Genomic DNA, 16252 nt, shown 5'->3' on the forward strand with positions numbered 1-16252 from the left:
ATTCTCAATTCTCAATTCTCAATTCTCAATTCTCAATTCTCAATTCTCAATTCTCAATTGGTGCAGATACAAAAAAACCGACCCTAAGGCCGGCTTTGAAGTTCAATTTATGTCATCGCTTAAACGCGTTTGGCTGCCATATCGCGCAGTGCTTGTTTCTCTGCATCAGACAAGAATGCCAACTCTAAACCGTTGATCTGTGCTTGACGAATTTGCGCTTGAGATAGGCCTGCTTGCGGTGCAGCCACTTCATATTCGTACGGCAGCTCGATGCCTTCTACAGCTGGGTCGTCGGTGTTTAGACACGCTAAAACGCCATGATCAAGGAACTGTTTGATTGGGTGATGAGCCAGTGATTCAACCGTGCTGGTTTGGAAGTTCGAAGTTAAGCAAGATTCAATACCAATGCGGTTAGCCGCTAGGTAATCCATTAATTTTGGATCGTGAATCGCTTTTACGCCATGACCAATACGCGTTGCGCCAAGCTCACGAATGGCTTGCCACATACTTTCTGCGCCAGCGGCTTCACCAGCATGAACGGTGACATTAAGACCGGCATTTTTAACTTGAGTAAAGTGGCTAACAAAACGATCGCCAGGTTGGCCAAGTTCATCACCGGCAAGATCAACAGCAACGATATGATCTTTCTGCGAAAGAATGGCATCAAGCTCTTGTTGGCAAGCGTCTGTACCGAACGTACGGCTCATGATGCCAATCAGGTTAGCCTTAACACCAAAATCACGCACACCCGCTTGTACGCCATCGACAACCGCTTCAACAACGCCAGCCACTGGCAAGTTATGTTTCATCGCCATGTAGTAAGGAGAAAAGCGTAGCTCGGCATAATCGATTTGTGCATTGAGAGCATCTTCTACGTTTTCGTAGGCGACACGTCGACAGGCTTCTAGATCACCGAGAACCGCTACGCCCCAATCCAATTTAGATAAGAAAGCGACAAGCGAAGGTTCCGCCTCAACGATTTGTACATGGGGTGTTAAGCCTGCAATATCATACGCAGGCAACGCTACACCAAACTTCTGACCCAGTTCGAGAATGGTTTGAGTGCGGATGTTGCCATCTAAGTGGCGATGCAAATCAGTGAGCGGCAAATTCTTAGTTATCATTATACTTATCTCAATGGTGTAAATTGAGCTAAGTATAAGAATCAAATTGATCAGTGTCAGCCCAGAAAGCGCTAAAACTCATCTGATTTTGATGAGTTTTACTTCATGTTAACTAAATCTGTTGGCCACTCATCATACGGAAGGGGTCTGCTGTAGAGGAATCCTTGTCCTTGAGGGCAGTGCAGTTGTTTAAGTAGCTCCGCTTGTTCGATGGTTTCTATGCCTTCGGCGACTAATTCCACTTTCATGCCACGCGTCATGTTGATGATGGCGGCAACAATCGAGTTGTCTAACTGCTCTTGATTCAGTTTGTTGACGAAGATTCTATCGATTTTCAGGCAATCAAAAGGCAGTTTGTGTAAGTAAGCTAAAGAGCTATAGCCAGTGCCAAAATCATCAATGGCAATATGGATGCCGAGATCGCGAATCGCCTGCATATTTTCAATGGTCATGGGATCATTATCGACCAAGCGCGACTCGGTGATTTCCAGCGTTAAGTTATTCGCCTCAAGACCAGATGAAGTGAGAATCTGTTTGAGCATCGCGATCAAATCATGTTGAGAGAGTTGATTTACCGAAAGGTTTACATGCAGATGGAAGTTCTCATCCCATTTACTCTCCTTAATGCCTCTTACGGTGTCGTTACATGCTTGAGTTAAAATCTGTTTACCAATAGCACTAATAAAGCCGCTTTCTTCTGCTATGGGAATAAAGTCGAGTGGCGAAATGAGCCCTTCAGTAGGCGATATCCAACGAGCAAGTGCTTCTGCACCAATTATTTTTCCAGTATTCAGGTCGACAATCGGTTGGTAGAAAGGAACAAATTCATCTTGTTCCAAAGCCTCTTTCATTTTTGCGTGCATCTGCGTTCGCTTGCGTGAAATATCTGCCATTTCAGGCTTGTAGTGGCTGAACATGGTTTGGTCTTGTTTAGCATTACTCAGAGCGATACTGCCATTACGCAACCAGAGTGTCATATTATCGGATTCAACCGCCGTTACGATGCCAAGTGAAACTTGAATTAAGACACTCTCTTTTTCGATGGTATAGGGCGCTGAAAAAATTTGTTGAATACGACTGATTGCCTGAGAGATCGCTTCTTGTGATTGGGGCTCAGTAAGATAAAGAGCAAATTCATCACCGCCAATGCGAGCAATCAGTACATGGTCATCAAAAGCAGATTTTAGGCGTTCGGCAATAATCACCAGCAACTGATCTCCGCGAATATGCCCCATGCTGTCATTAATTTCGCGGAATTTATTAATGCCAATAAGCAACAAACAGCCATTCATTGGGCCAATCTTATCGCAAGTGTCGACTAAGCCTTCGCGGCTGTAGAGTTTGGTCAGTGAGTCATACAGCAGTTGTGATTGGATTTTATGAAACGAAATTTTGAGGTTATCAGTCATTTCGTTAAAAGCTTGCACCAGCATTGTGGTTTCATAAACATGACCAGCTTTAGGTAATTCGCTATCCCAATCGCCAGTGGAAAGCTGTTTGGCTGCTGTGGCGGTAGAAGTAATCGGGGTCACGACACGGTTAAAGGTGATAAGACCCAGAATAATCCCTAATGTACTAATGATAAGGGCGATGATCCAGCTATGTTGTTGTGCTTCAGGCATTGTTCCGAGCAAGGCATGTTCTGAGATCGCGACGCCGATGTACCACTTCAAGCCATATTGGTCATGGTAAGGGGTAATGTATTTAAAGTAGCGCTCACCTAATACATTGTTGGTCAGGTAGTTGGCCTCAGTAGGTAACGTGCGGTGACTTACATAATGCGCGGTGGCTTTGATAACCGGGTTATTACTTTCTTGTGCCAAAAGACGTTGGCCTTGCTGGCTCAGTTCGGTTCCCCAAGAGACAATACTACCTTCTTCAGAATGCGCCACAAGGCGCTGCTGTTCATCAAAGAGGTAGATGATCGCCGCGGTTTTTTGTTGTTGGTTGCGCAGAAAGACATTAAACGTTTCTAGCTTGATGTCACTAACGACCACACCTTGAAAGGCTTGCTGATACCACACAGGACTGATCGCGGAGAGGGTGATCTCTTGGCGTTCATCGGCATTTGTATAGATGGATGACCAGTGCGTACGACGGTTGTTAGCAACCGCAGTGTACCAAGGGCGCTCTCGTGGATCATAATCGGCGATCACTGAGCGAATGTTGTTGCTTGGTTGATGGTCTTTAAAAATGATCAGTGTGTTGTCGGTACGGTGATCTTGCAGCATCAATGAATAGTGCTCGGCATCTTCTTTGCGTAGGCCGACATACTCACCCCCTTCGCCGCCAAAGCCAATATTATCCAGTTGCGGAATATCAGAGTAGAGTGCTTGGAAGTTTGCAAACATGACGTTTTGCATCGCTGACAGATCATCACTGCTGTAAAGTTGATTCGATTCAATGGTGTGGCGTAACGCAACACTGGCTTGGAATGGGCGGTTTAAGAATGAATCTAGCTCTAGTCTTACGTTATCGCTGAGTGTATTGAGCTGTGAGCGGCTGATATCAGACACCATATCTTCATAGCTGTTATTTTGTACTGCAGTGATGACGCCAATAGTAAAGAGAAATATCAATACAAAAGGCAGTATAACAGCGGTTTTAAGTGAGATTTGGGTGGTCGCCGGCATGGGATTAAATATTCAGGTATACCATTCTGTAATGATATATTCTTTACTGTATATGAGCGAGGTGTTTAATTGAGAACAGTGATGTATGGCGGTACAAGCAAAAACAAAAACATCTTTTTCAGTTAGAGAGTTATTGTTTTTGCTTGTTGATGGCTCAAAGCATGGCTAATACAGCTCTTTGAGTTTTCGGGTCAGAGTATTTCGGCCCCAACCTAACACCTTTGCGGCATCTTGTTTGTGGCCATTGGTATGATCCAATGCCGCTTCTAGTAGAATACGTTCAAATTCTGGCAGGGCGTAACTGAGCAATTCTGAATCGCCGTTCGCCAGTGCTTCTTTAGCCCAATCAGACAACTGCTGCTGCCAGTTATCACTCGCGCTGTTGGCTAAGGCTGGTTTCACTTCCATTAATTCGGCCGGTAGATCGTTGGGCAGAACTTCACTGCCACTGGCCATCACCGTAAGCCAACGACAGATATTCTCCAGTTGACGCACGTTACCCGGCCAATCGAGTTTGGATAACGTTTCAACGGTCGTTGGGTGTAAGGTTTTAACATCGACACTGAGCTCTTCTGAGGCCAGTTGCAGAAAGTGTAGGGTGAGTTTTTCGATGTCTTGGCGTCGCTCTCTTAGCGATGGGATTTGAATGCGAATAACATTGAGGCGGTGAAAAAGATCTTCACGAAAATCGCCTTGTTGCACCAATTTCTCGAGGTTTTGGTGAGTTGCTGCGACGATACGAACATCGACTTTGATTGGCGAAATTCCACCAACACGGTAGAACTGACCATCGGCTAATACGCGTAACAAACGCGTTTGGATATCCAGTGGCATATCACCAATTTCATCTAAGAACAGTGTGCCGCCATTGGCTTGTTCAAAGCGTCCTTGGCGCACGCTATTTGCGCCGGTAAACGCGCCTTTTTCATGGCCAAACAGTTCCGATTCAATCAAGTCCTTGGGAATTGCCGCCATGTTAAGGGCAATGAACGGGCTTTTAGCACGTGGACTATGGCGATGCAAAGCGTGGGCAACCAACTCTTTACCAGTACCGGATTCGCCATTAATTAACACCGAAATAGAAGAGCGAGAGAGACGACCAATCGCGCGAAACACCTCTTGCATTGCGGGTGCTTCACCAATAATTTCTGGAGTAGGTTGAAGCTGATTATCCGCTTTCGCTTGTTGTTGGCGTTGTTCTTGATTGTGGGCAATCGCACGCTCAACCAAGGTAAGAGTTTCATCCACATCGAACGGTTTTGGCAGGTATTCAAACGCGCCTTGTTGGTAGGCATTGACCGCAGCATCGAGATCGGAGTGCGCCGTCATGATGATCACAGGTAAATCTGGTGAACGTTCATTGACTTGATTCAACAGCTCAATACCACTGATTCCGGGCATACGAATATCGGAAATGAGCACATCAGGGGTTTCCCGCTCCAGTGCTAGCAACACGCTTTCCGCATCGGCGAAGGTTTCACATTTTATATTGGCCGATGAGAGCGTTTTTTCCATCACCCAGCGAATGGAACTATCGTCATCTACAACCCAAACGTATCCTTTGCTCATATTTTTTGTTCCTCACGGCAGTGCGTGTCACGTTATGTATTATGTAATTGGCAGATAAATGGTAAAGCATGTACGACCTGGCCAGCTTTCCACGTCAATTTTGCCTTTATGTTGGTCGATCAAATTTTGTGAAATCGAGAGGCCTAAACCTGTCCCCCCTTCTCGGCCACTAACCATTGGATAAAATAGGGTGTCTTGTAGATCGGCAGGAATGCCGGGACCGTTATCAATCACCTCAATACTGGCGGCTAATTTGTAGCGTTGACCATGGATATTGGCTTGATGCACTGTTCTGGTGCGAATGGTGATCTGGCCGAGCTCTTGTTTACTGAGGATCTGTCCGGCATTGCTGACAATGTTGAGTAATGCCTGCTCGATTTGCTCCACATCCATCATAATGTCAGGCAGGCTGGGATCGTAGTCGCGCTCAATCACAATTTGGCTGCCGACATCCAATGCCACCAATTGACGTACCTTTTCCAAAATCAGATGCAGGTTTTCGGCTTTTTTAACCCCAGGCCGCTGTGGGCCAAGCAGGCGATCAACCAGAGAACGCAGACGATCGGCTTGCTCGATGATGATCTGGGTGTACTCTTTTAAACTTTGCTCGGGTAAGCACCTTTCGAGTAATTGCGCCGCACCGCGAAGTCCGCCGAGCGGGTTTTTTATTTCATGGGCCAATCCGCGCACCAATAATTTTGCCGCTTGTTGCTGGGCATGTTGGTTGATCTCTTGGGATAAACGGCGTTGCTGATCGATTTTGCGCATTTCGACCAAGAGTAATAACTGTTTTTGCCAGCTCACCGGACTCACCGTAACTTCGAGCATTAAAGGTTTGCCATCGACAATAAACGTTACATCGCTGTCGGTAATACTTTGACCACTTTGCAGCGGTTGAGAGAGCAAGCTCAATTCGAGCGATGCGTGTTGGATGTGTTGCTGAAGTTCGGTATTGATCAGACGTTTGGCACTTTGTGAGAACAGTTGTTCGGCAGCCGGATTGGCATACTGAATACACAGTGACTCATCCATGATCAAAATCGCAGTGACTTGATGATTAAGTATTACCGTATCGAGATCGTGACTCACCTATATTCTCCATTCACATCATACTGGTCCATCAATGCACCAATGTGGTGCATGGTAAATCAAGTATGGCGTATTCCCTATTGAAGAGAAAGCGAAAGTGCCGTTTAGAGCGCTTTAAATCACGCTTTTTGCTGTTGAAGTTTCGCGCGTTAAAGGGGCTCTGTAATAGTAAGAGATAATGCAATTTGCTTGCCGCTTTGGCGTGTCTCAAGCTGTGATGGAAATGCAGTACAGTGACTTGAAGTTAGTGGATTGCTGCGAAGGAGGATGAGTTTACATTAAGCGGGAAAAAACAAAGGCCCGCCATTAGGCGAGCCTTGGTATTGATGCAAACAAATTACACTGAGTAGTAAAGTTCAAACTCAAGTGGGTGTGTTGCCATGTTCACTTTCTCAACATCTTGCATTTTTAGCTTGATGTAAGAATCGATGAAGTCATCAGAGAATACGCCGCCAGAAGTCAGGAATTCACGATCTTCGTCTAGTGCTTTTAGAGCCACTTCTAGTGATTCTGCTACTTTTGGAATCTCAGCTGCTTCTTCTGCTGGTAGGTCGTACAAGTCTTTATCCATCGCTTCGCCTGGGTGGATCTTGTTCTTGATACCGTCAAGACCAGCCATTAGTAGACAAGCAAACGCTAGGTATGGGTTTGCTGCTGGATCTGGGAAGCGAGCTTCGATACGACGCGCTTTCGGGCTTGGTACCACTGGGATACGGATAGAAGCAGAACGGTTACGTGCAGAGTATGCAAGCATAACTGGTGCTTCATAGCCTGGGACTAGACGCTTGTATGAGTTCGTTGATGGGTTAGCAAATGCGTTGATTGCACGAGCGTGTTTGATGATACCACCGATGAAGTTCAGAGCCATCTCAGATAGGCCGCCGTACTTGTCACCAGCAAACAGGTTTTGACCATCTTTGTTTAGAGACATGTGAACGTGCATGCCGCTACCGTTGTCACCAACCAGTGGCTTAGGCATGAATGTCGCTGTCTTGCCAAATGCGTGTGCTACGTTGTGTACCACGTACTTGTAGATTTGGATCTCATCGGCTTTAGTTGTTAGCGTGTTGAAGCGAGTAGCGATTTCGTTTTGACCCGCAGTCGCTACTTCGTGGTGGTGAGCTTCAACAACAAGGCCCATCTCTTCCATGATTAGACACATTGCAGAACGGATGTCTTGTGAAGAGTCAACTGGTGCTACTGGGAAGTAACCGCCTTTAACGCCTGGACGGTGACCTTTGTTACCGCCTTCGAAATCTGAACCCGTGTTCCATGCTGCTTCCACGTCATCGATCTTAAAGAAAGAACCAGACATGTCATTTGAGTATTTAACATCGTCAAATAGGAAGAATTCTGGCTCTGGACCAACAAGAACTGTGTCAGCTAGACCCGTTGCACGCATGTAATCTTCAGCGCGTTTTGCGATAGAGCGAGGGTCACGGTCGTAACCTTGCATTGTTGCAGGTTCAAGGATGTCACAACGGATGTTTAGCGTTGCATCTTCTGTGAACGGGTCAAGAACAGCTGATGTTGCGTCAGGCATCATCACCATGTCTGATTCGTTAATGCCTTTCCAGCCAGCAACTGAAGAACCATCAAACATCTTACCGTCTTCAAAGAAGTCTGCATCGACTTGGTGAGAAGGGATAGAGATGTGTTGCTCTTTACCTTTTGTATCAGTAAAGCGTAGGTCAACAAACTTAACTTCGTTTTCTTGGATCAGCGATAGAACGTTTTCAACTGACATCTTGGATAACCTCCAGTGTTATTAAAGCGGTATTAGCTCGATTTGGGTAATCTAGCATTGATTAATCTTGAATAGAGTTAATTAATCGATGCTGATTTATACTAAGCCAAATTCGTGCCAAAAAAATTAATCCATTAATTTCAATGCATTATGTGATTTACCTTGTATTTGCGCTATTTTGTTGCACCACTTTGGTTTGCGATTGCACTGCATTGGTGCAATAAAAGTGTGGTGCACAATAATGCAGCAAAAAAGGCGATTCCATTCAGCCGCCGTTTGCACAAGATGTCAACGATTTTACGATTAAACTGGAGAGCGATTTCCATTATTTCGTCAATAATTTCGCCCAAGACGCCGAGATTGTTGACTATGCTTAGGGTGTTGCGGCGAGTTGAGTAAAAAGTTAGCTGCTTAAAACGCCTAATATTGTCGAAAACCTCGGGGATGGATCACATATTTCTAGGTTTTTCGCTAAAATCTGGTACATTACGGACGTTTTTTTAATCAAATAAGTGATGCTTGGCTGAATTATATCCGCTGAGGGTCATTTCTTTTATAAGTGAATCATAATCCATGGCTACTACACAGATTGATAAATTGAGAAATATCGCGATCATCGCGCACGTTGACCACGGTAAAACAACACTGGTTGATAAACTGCTACAGCAATCAGGTACCTTGGAGTCTCGTGGCGAAGCTGAAGAGCGTGTCATGGACTCGAACGACATCGAAAAAGAACGTGGTATTACCATTCTTGCTAAGAACACAGCAATCAACTGGAACGACTACCGCATCAACATCGTAGATACTCCGGGACACGCGGACTTCGGTGGTGAAGTTGAGCGTATCATGTCAATGGTTGACTCTGTATTGCTTATCGTAGACGCAGTTGATGGCCCAATGCCTCAAACTCGTTTCGTAACGCAAAAAGCATTTGCTCACGGTCTTAAGCCAATCGTTGTAATCAACAAGATTGACCGTCCAGGCGCACGTCCTGAGTGGGTAATGGACCAAGTGTTCGACCTATTCGACAACCTAGGCGCAACTGACGAACAGCTAGACTTCCAAGTCGTTTACGCATCAGCACTAAACGGCTGGGCAACGCTTGAAGAAGGCGAAACTGGCGAGAACATGGAACCATTGTTCCAAGCAGTAGTTGATACTGTTGACGCGCCAAACGTTGACCTTGATGGTCCACTACAGATGCAAATCTCTCAGCTAGATTACAGCTCATACGTAGGTGTTATCGGTGTTGCTCGTGTTACTCGTGGTAGCGTTCGTGCAAACCAACAAGTCACTATCGTTGGTGCTGATGGCAGCAAACGTAACGGCAAAGTTGGCACAGTAATGGGCTACCTAGGTCTTAACCGTCACGAGATCGAGCAAGCGAACGCGGGCGACATCATCGCAATCACAGGTCTTGGTGAGCTGAAGATTTCAGACACTATCTGTGACCAAAACGCGGTTGAAGCAATGACTCCGCTTTCTGTTGATGAACCAACAGTAACGATGACATTCCAAGTAAACACTTCTCCGTTCGCGGGTAAAGAAGGTAAGTTCGTAACGTCACGTAACATTCTTGAGCGTCTGCAAAAAGAACTAGTACACAACGTTGCACTACGTGTTGAAGAAACTGACAACCCAGACCGTTTCCGCGTATCAGGCCGTGGTGAGCTTCACCTATCTATCCTGATCGAAAACATGCGTCGTGAAGGTTTCGAGCTAGCAGTATCTCGTCCAGAAGTAATCATCAAGAAAGATGAGAACGGCGATCTGTCTGAACCATTTGAAGTGGTAACGATTGATGTTATGGAAGAGCATCAAGGCGGCATCATGGAGAAAATCGGTCTACGTAAAGGTGAGCTAACAGATATGGCTCCAGATGGTAAAGGCCGTGTTCGCATGGACTTTATGATGCCTTCACGTGGTCTAATCGGTTTCCAAACTGAATTCATGACGCTAACTTCTGGTTCTGGTCTTCTTTACCATACGTTTGATCACTACGGTCCACACAAAGGTGGCGTAATCGGTATGCGTAACAACGGCGTACTAATTTCAAACGCAACAGGTAAAGCACTGACTTACGCACTGTTCAACCTACAAGATCGTGGTCGTTTATTTACAGAGCACGCTGACGAAGTATACGAAGGTCAAGTTATCGGTATCCACAACCGTTCAAACGACCTGACTGTAAACTGTCTAAAAGGTAAGCAGCTAACCAACGTTCGTGCATCTGGTACAGATGAAGCGCAAGTTCTTTCTCCAGCAATCAAATACACGCTAGAGCAAGCTCTTGAGTTTATCGATGAAGATGAACTAGTAGAAGTAACACCTGAAAGCATTCGTATTCGTAAACGTCACCTGACTGAAAACGATCGTAAACGCGCAGGTCGTGCACCAAAATAATTAGTCGCTAGTCGATTAAATCAAAGGCTCTGATAATATCAGGGCCTTTTTTATAGCTGTCATATCGCAAGTGAAAGCACGCTTTGGCTCGCGACAGCAGCCAGATTAGTTTGGTCTTAAAATTCAGGAATTGAGATGTTACCGATCATTATTACCGGTGGCCCGGGTGCAGGGAAAACCAGCTTAATTAATGCCTTGGCAAGTAAAGGCTATGCGACTTTCTCGGAAGTTTCTCGCACGTTAATCGAGCAGCAAGCGCAATTAGAGAATGGCATCTTACCTTGGCATGACTTGCCCGGTTTTGCCGCGTTGTGTTTAGACAGCATGGGCGAGCAAAAGCAGCAAGCAAGTTTGCAGGAAGTGGCGTTTTTGGATCGAGCTATTCCCGATATTTGTGGTTATTTAGCGCAAGCAGAGTTAGAGATTGATGCGCGTTATCGTCAGGCGAGTGCAGGCTATCATGCGCAGGTATTTTTCTGTCGTCCGCACCAAGCGATCTATGTGCAAGATGACGTTCGCCCGTATCCATTTGATGGGGCATTAGCGATTCATGACTCACTGGTGGCAATATATCAGCAACTAGGTTATCAGGTAGTGGAAGTGCCTTGGGGGACGTTGGATGAGCGAGTGAGGTTCATCGAGAGCGCACTGGCACTCTCGATTGTCACTGAATAGCGCTTATTTCGCTTGTAGCTTATTGAGGAATTTATCGGATTCGGTGATCGCTTGGTTCATTTGTTTAATCGCTTGTTCAATTTCTTTTTCGAGACTGACAAACTCACCTTGCAAGGAACCAATCGCGCTGGCATTGAGGTTATGTTTTAAGAATAAGGTATTGTCGCGTAGGGCATTGAGAACCGGTGTCATACGCTGCTCAGCACGCTGCATCGCCTTAATCATAGTATTGTAGGATGTACGTGTCTCACGTAGCTTTTGTTCACTAGAGCGACGTAGAGAAGCATTGGTGTAGAGATCGAGTTCTTGTTCCCACTCGCTAAAGAGTGCAGCTGAGACATCTTCAATCGCCGCAATTCGATCACTTACTTCTTGCGCGGCGTCTTCACTGGCTTCATATTTATCATTGATTTGATTGTAAACGGCCTCTAGCTCACCACCATCAAACTGGGTTAGGGCTGACAGTGCATCCAGTGCGCTGGTAAACTCTTGTTGTGCTTCTTGTTGTGAGAGCTTAGCGTCTTCGACGCGATCGACCATGATATCGCGTTTATGTACGCCGACTTGTTCCATCGCCGCATAATAGGTGGATTGGCATCCAGTCAAGGTCGTCAGTGCAACCAGCAAAGCAATCAGATAAGGCATCGTAGCGTCCCTTTAAGCGATTAATAATAAAATTGAGCAATAACAGAATTAGGATGAATCAGATGATAGGGAGATACAAGTTGAAAATGACCCCCTTCATTCAACAGTGTATTCAATTTGCGCGTTACCTCCTAGCGCGTATGTTGCACGATCGAATTAATGTCAATGCGGGCTATTTGGCCTACATTACCTTGCTTTCCATTGTGCCAATGCTGACAGTATTACTTTCTGTATTGTCTTCTTTCTCAATTTTCGCCGATGTCGGCAACACCATTCAGGATTTTGTTATTACCCATTTCGTTCCAACGGCGGGCGATGTGGTGAAAAACGCGTTACTGGAATTCATTAGCAATACCGGCAAGATGACCGCGGTCGGTGGTGCTTTCTTGTTTGTCGCCGCTGTGATGCTGATTTCAAATATTGATAACAACCTCAACTACATTTGGCGAGTGACCAAAAAGCGCCGCGTGGTGTTCTCTTTTTCAATGTACTGGATGTTCCTTACCTTGGGGCCGATTCTCGTTGGTGCGAGCATTGCGGTGAGCTCGTATGTCACCTCATTACGTGTCTTGGAGAGTCATGTTTTATCCAGCGCGTATGATGAGTTTTTACGCTGGCTACCGCTGATTTTATCCTTCCTTGCGTTTGTCAGTCTCTACATGGTGGTGCCGAACAAAAAAGTGAAACTTTCCCATGCCATGATAGGGGCACTTGTGGCGGCACTGTTGTTTGAACTGAGTAAAAAAGGCTTTGCTGCCTACATCACTCAGTTTCCATCCTATCAAGTGATTTACGGCGCATTGGCAGCGATTCCGATCCTGTTTATCTGGGTCTATTTGTGTTGGTTGATTGTATTAGTGGGGGCGGAAGTTACTGCGGCATTAGGCGAGCAGGAACAGTGGAGTGACGAGACAAGCGTGGTACACTCAAGCGGAAAATACCTAAGTAGTAAACCAGAAGGAAGTCAGAGTGATAGCTCTAATTCAACGAGTGAGTGAAGCAACGGTGCGTGTTGATGGCGACGTTGTGGGTGAAATTGAACATGGGTTATTAGTCTTGCTTGGCGTCGAGAAAGACGATGATGAAGCCAAAGCAAAGCGTTTGATGGAGCGTGTCACCACTTACCGCGTATTTGGCGATGAAGAAGGCAAGATGAACCTCAACGTTAAACAAGTGGAAGGTAAAGTGTTGGTGGTTTCTCAGTTTACTCTGCCAGCTGACACCAACAAAGGGACACGTGCGGGTTTCTCTCGTGGTGCCCATCCGGTTGATGCTGAACGCCTATATGACTACTTCGCCGATCAGTGTGCAATGGTTCTGCCGACGGAGCGTGGCCGCTTCGCTGCGGATATGAAAGTCTCTTTGGTCAATGATGGCCCAGTGACGTTTTGGCTGCAGGTCTAGCAGGTTTGCTGCTGCGGTACACACCGTATTAATTTACCGCCATAAGCGCGACATAAGCACTTAATTGGCAGGCTCACCGGAGAGTGAGCGGCAATGAAAAAGGAATTTTATGTTTAAGCTGATTACGCCAAATACCGACAATCAACTTAAAAAGTATTACCACTTTCGCTGGCAAATGCTGCGTGAGCCTTGGCGTATGCCAGCAGGCTCAGAGCGCGATGAGTTTGATGCGATGAGTCATCATCGCATGATCGTTGATGGGCGAGGCCGCCCAATGGCGATTGGTCGCTTGTATGTGACGCCCGACCACGAAGGGCAGATCCGCTACATGGCGGTGAAAAGTAATCGCCGTAGCAAAGGCATGGGCTCACTATTGCTGGTGGCACTTGAATCTCTTGCTCGCCAAGATGGCGTGAAGCGCTTGGTGTGTAATGCTCGGGAAGAGGCGATCGATTTTTATGAGCGCAATGGCTTTGAACGTCGCGGCGATCTCTCTGATGAACGCGGGCCGACACGCCATTTACAAATGGTAAAGCCACTTGATCCGATGGCTAATGTACTGCGCAAGCCAGAGTGGTGCACTGATCTGCAAGAACGCTGGGCACACCATATCCCGATCAGTGACAAAATGGGCATTAAGATAAACCAGTACACGGGTTATCAGTTTGAATGTAGCGCGCAACTCAATCCCAACCTTAATCCTCACAACACTCTCTTTGCTGGTTCGGCTTTTACGCTCGCAACCTTAACGGGTTGGGGTATGGCATGGTTACTCCTCAAAGAGCGCAGTCTGCATGGTGATATTGTTCTGGCAGACAGTCGAATTCGCTATCGTCACCCGGTCGAGCAAAATCCGGTTGCACAAACTTCATTAGATGGCATCAGTGGCGATTTAGACCGTTTAGCCAGTGGCCGTAAAGCGCGCATTGTCATTCATGTGACGATTTACAGCGGAAAAACGGCCGCCGTCGAGTTTATCGGTACGTACATGCTATTGCCGAATTACAAGTCGGTGCTCGATTCAAGATTAGATGTTTGAGTTGGCTCTGCCTGGCAAGTCTCTCGCAACTGATAAATCTTCGCGGCGATATCCCATTGCAATGTTTGGCATTGGGTCTGGCTGTGTAATAGCAGTGTCGCCAGCGACGGTTGAGTGAGGTCGATATTGCCAGCCACTTGTATTCCTTGCATTAGTGGTGGCGATTGTAGGGTGATTCTGCCGCGATCAGCATCGATTGAGAGGTTATCTAGCTCAAAGTTCTGTTCTAGTAAGCTTTGCTCACCATGTTCACCAACATTGAGATAGCCTTGGCGTAATGCCGCCGATACCGTGCCGCTCAACGAGTGTGCTAGCATCGAATAATCGCCCGCAAGGCCCGACAGTTCCATGTGCACCTCGGCAAGCGCGCGGATGTTAATCGGTAATTGATGGGTTTCTATTTGGCTATCTAACGGTAAGCCATCCATGGTGGCATTAAGCTGCCATGGTGCACTGAGTTCGGCTCTATTCCATACCCCTTCCGCTTCAATATAGCCTTGGTCCAGAGGCACAAATAGACGCGTTAGATGCCATTTGTTCTGCTTAGCATTCATTTCAATCGTTGCTTGGGTAGTGAGGTGCTTGTCGATACTGGCACTGTTGGCGCTGGCACTAAGCTCACCTTGCCATAAGCCTAATTCCCCATGCTGCTTAACCACTAAATCGCTACCATCGATGTTGAGACCTGAAATCTGCCAAAATGGTTTTTGATTGAGCTGGATAATTTGGAGGTTATTGATGTCGAGCTTATCAATCGCCAGGTTTTGCACTGATTGGCTCCAATGCCATGCGTTAGCGAGATCGTACTGGGCCTCTTCTAACCATTTAACCCCAGATAACGACAGTTGCTTAAGGTGCACTGACTCAGGAGTAAACACGCCCTGTAACTGCAAGCGGCCTTGGTGCCAGTCACTATCTAATTCCGCCACTTTGATTTGGTTTGGGGTGAAATAGAACGTTGTACTTGGCTCGACCCATTGCTGATTCTGATAGTTAACCGAGTCAGCATCAAAAGAAAGATAGCCGTTGTCTTGCTGCCAAAGCGACTGATTTGGCGTGATGTTTTCGGCCGACAGATCGAGGTTTACTACGCGCACGCCTTGATAGGTGAGGTTGCTCTTCAAGACATCAAGGCTATTGATATCGCGTATCCAACCGGTTTTATCCAATTGCTGTAACCAGCTATCAATGGGCTGCTTATCATCAAGATTAAGCTTGTCGATAGTGACATTGATCAGCGACCAGCCTTGCGGGTATTGTTCTGCTTGGCCGGAAATCTGCGCACCATTCCAGTTGAAGGAAGCGCCATACACCGTGCTATTTTCGGCTTGGTAACGGGCATCGATTAGGAGATTATCGAGAGCATGACCTGCGACATAAAGCTGATCGGCAGAAAACTGCATATCACCATAAGGCAGCACTTGCTGCTCATCTTGCCAAGTTGGCTGGTCGATCTGCAGATTGACGCCGCGTGCTGACCAATCTTCCGCGACTAACTCACTCTGTTTAAAGGCGAGTTGAGCGATTTCAAATTGGCGTAGCGTCACCCAAGCGGGTTGAGAGAGGTTGAGATTGGCCTGCTCAATCACGATCGCATCAAAGCGCCATGTTTGCTCGGTTGGTAACGACGGGTGCAACCACAATGCCACTTTAGGTAAATAGAGCGGTGCATCTTCCCCAATGGTAAGACCGTGTAAAGTGAGCTGCAATGGCGGGGTAAATTCGGCTTGTTCAACCTGCATGGGTTGGGTTGAAAACTGCGCTAAGGCTTGATTGACGACCTGCGTTGCATAGTGGCTGCGCATCACGGCATAGAAAATGGCAATGGAAAGAGAAATAAGCAGCAGCACAGCAAGCAATAGGTAGCTAAGTCGTTTTTTCACAAGGCCCAATCCATAATGAGGGTGAGTTATGATTCTGT

Annotated in this window: 12 protein-coding genes; 5 read left to right on the forward strand and 7 right to left on the reverse strand. The window is 46.5% G+C overall.

The window, feature by feature from the left end:
- Positions 1–119: 119 nt before the first annotated feature.
- The 5 genes from add to glnA all read right to left on the reverse strand — a co-directional run bounded on the left by add (position 120) and on the right by glnA (position 8162).
- Positions 120–1124 carry an adenosine deaminase gene (gene add, locus RH88_RS13410; protein WP_005596874.1) on the reverse strand — a complete coding sequence of 335 codons (1005 nt, stop codon included), beginning with the start codon at positions 1122–1124 and terminating at the stop codon, positions 120–122.
- Between the two features lie 98 nt (positions 1125–1222).
- Positions 1223–3757, reverse strand: a complete 2535-nt coding sequence (gepA, locus tag RH88_RS13415) for a phosphodiesterase GepA (protein WP_005596876.1) — start codon at positions 3755–3757, stop codon at positions 1223–1225.
- Positions 3758–3922: 165 nt separating this feature from the next.
- A complete protein-coding gene (gene glnG / locus RH88_RS13420; protein ID WP_005596877.1) occupies positions 3923–5326 on the reverse strand; it encodes a nitrogen regulation protein NR(I) in 1404 nt (467 codons plus the stop codon).
- A 39-nt stretch (positions 5327–5365) separates the two neighbouring features.
- Positions 5366–6415, reverse strand: a complete 1050-nt coding sequence (gene glnL, locus RH88_RS13425; RefSeq protein WP_005596878.1) for a nitrogen regulation protein NR(II) — start codon at positions 6413–6415, stop codon at positions 5366–5368.
- A 337-nt stretch (positions 6416–6752) separates the two neighbouring features.
- A complete protein-coding gene (gene glnA, locus RH88_RS13430; protein ID WP_005596880.1) occupies positions 6753–8162 on the reverse strand; it encodes a glutamate--ammonia ligase in 1410 nt (469 codons plus the stop codon).
- 573 nt (positions 8163–8735) lie between these two features.
- Between glnA and typA the strand changes: the two genes are divergently transcribed.
- Entirely contained in the window at positions 8736–10568 is a 1833-nt protein-coding gene (gene typA, locus RH88_RS13435; protein WP_005596882.1) for a translational GTPase TypA, read from the forward strand.
- A 135-nt stretch (positions 10569–10703) separates the two neighbouring features.
- Positions 10704–11243, forward strand: a complete 540-nt coding sequence (locus RH88_RS13440) for an AAA family ATPase (RefSeq protein ID WP_005596884.1) — start codon at positions 10704–10706, stop codon at positions 11241–11243.
- Between the two features lie 3 nt (positions 11244–11246).
- On the opposite strand, the gene RH88_RS13445 is transcribed toward RH88_RS13440, so the two are convergent.
- The gene (locus RH88_RS13445; protein ID WP_005596885.1) at positions 11247–11888 is read right to left on the reverse strand and encodes a DUF2959 domain-containing protein; all 642 of its coding nucleotides are present in this window, start codon (positions 11886–11888) and stop codon (positions 11247–11249) included.
- Positions 11889–11974: 86 nt separating this feature from the next.
- Here RH88_RS13445 and RH88_RS13450 point away from each other — a divergent pair, with 86 nt between their 5' ends.
- The 3 genes from RH88_RS13450 to RH88_RS13460 all read left to right on the forward strand — a co-directional run bounded on the left by RH88_RS13450 (position 11975) and on the right by RH88_RS13460 (position 14331).
- Positions 11975–12886, forward strand: a complete 912-nt coding sequence (locus tag RH88_RS13450) for a virulence factor BrkB family protein (protein WP_005596887.1) — start codon at positions 11975–11977, stop codon at positions 12884–12886.
- Positions 12858–13292, forward strand: a complete 435-nt coding sequence (gene dtd, locus RH88_RS13455) for a D-aminoacyl-tRNA deacylase (RefSeq protein ID WP_005596889.1) — start codon at positions 12858–12860, stop codon at positions 13290–13292. The genes RH88_RS13450 and dtd overlap by 29 nt, the downstream gene beginning before the upstream one ends.
- Positions 13293–13401: 109 nt before the next feature.
- Positions 13402–14331: a bifunctional GNAT family N-acetyltransferase/hotdog fold thioesterase gene (locus RH88_RS13460; protein ID WP_005596890.1), complete on the forward strand. Its 930-nt coding sequence runs from the start codon at positions 13402–13404 to the stop codon at positions 14329–14331.
- On the opposite strand, the gene RH88_RS13465 is transcribed toward RH88_RS13460, so the two are convergent.
- Complete coding sequence (locus RH88_RS13465; RefSeq protein WP_005596892.1) at positions 14295–16214, reverse strand: AsmA family protein; 1920 nt, start codon at positions 16212–16214, stop codon at positions 14295–14297. The two genes, RH88_RS13460 and RH88_RS13465, sit on opposite strands and share 37 nt — an antisense overlap.
- Positions 16215–16252 lie beyond the last annotated feature (38 nt).

Origin of the sequence: Vibrio scophthalmi LMG 19158, from assembly GCF_000222585.1 — a bacterium.
GTDB classification, from domain to species: Bacteria; Pseudomonadota; Gammaproteobacteria; order Enterobacterales; family Vibrionaceae; genus Vibrio; species Vibrio scophthalmi.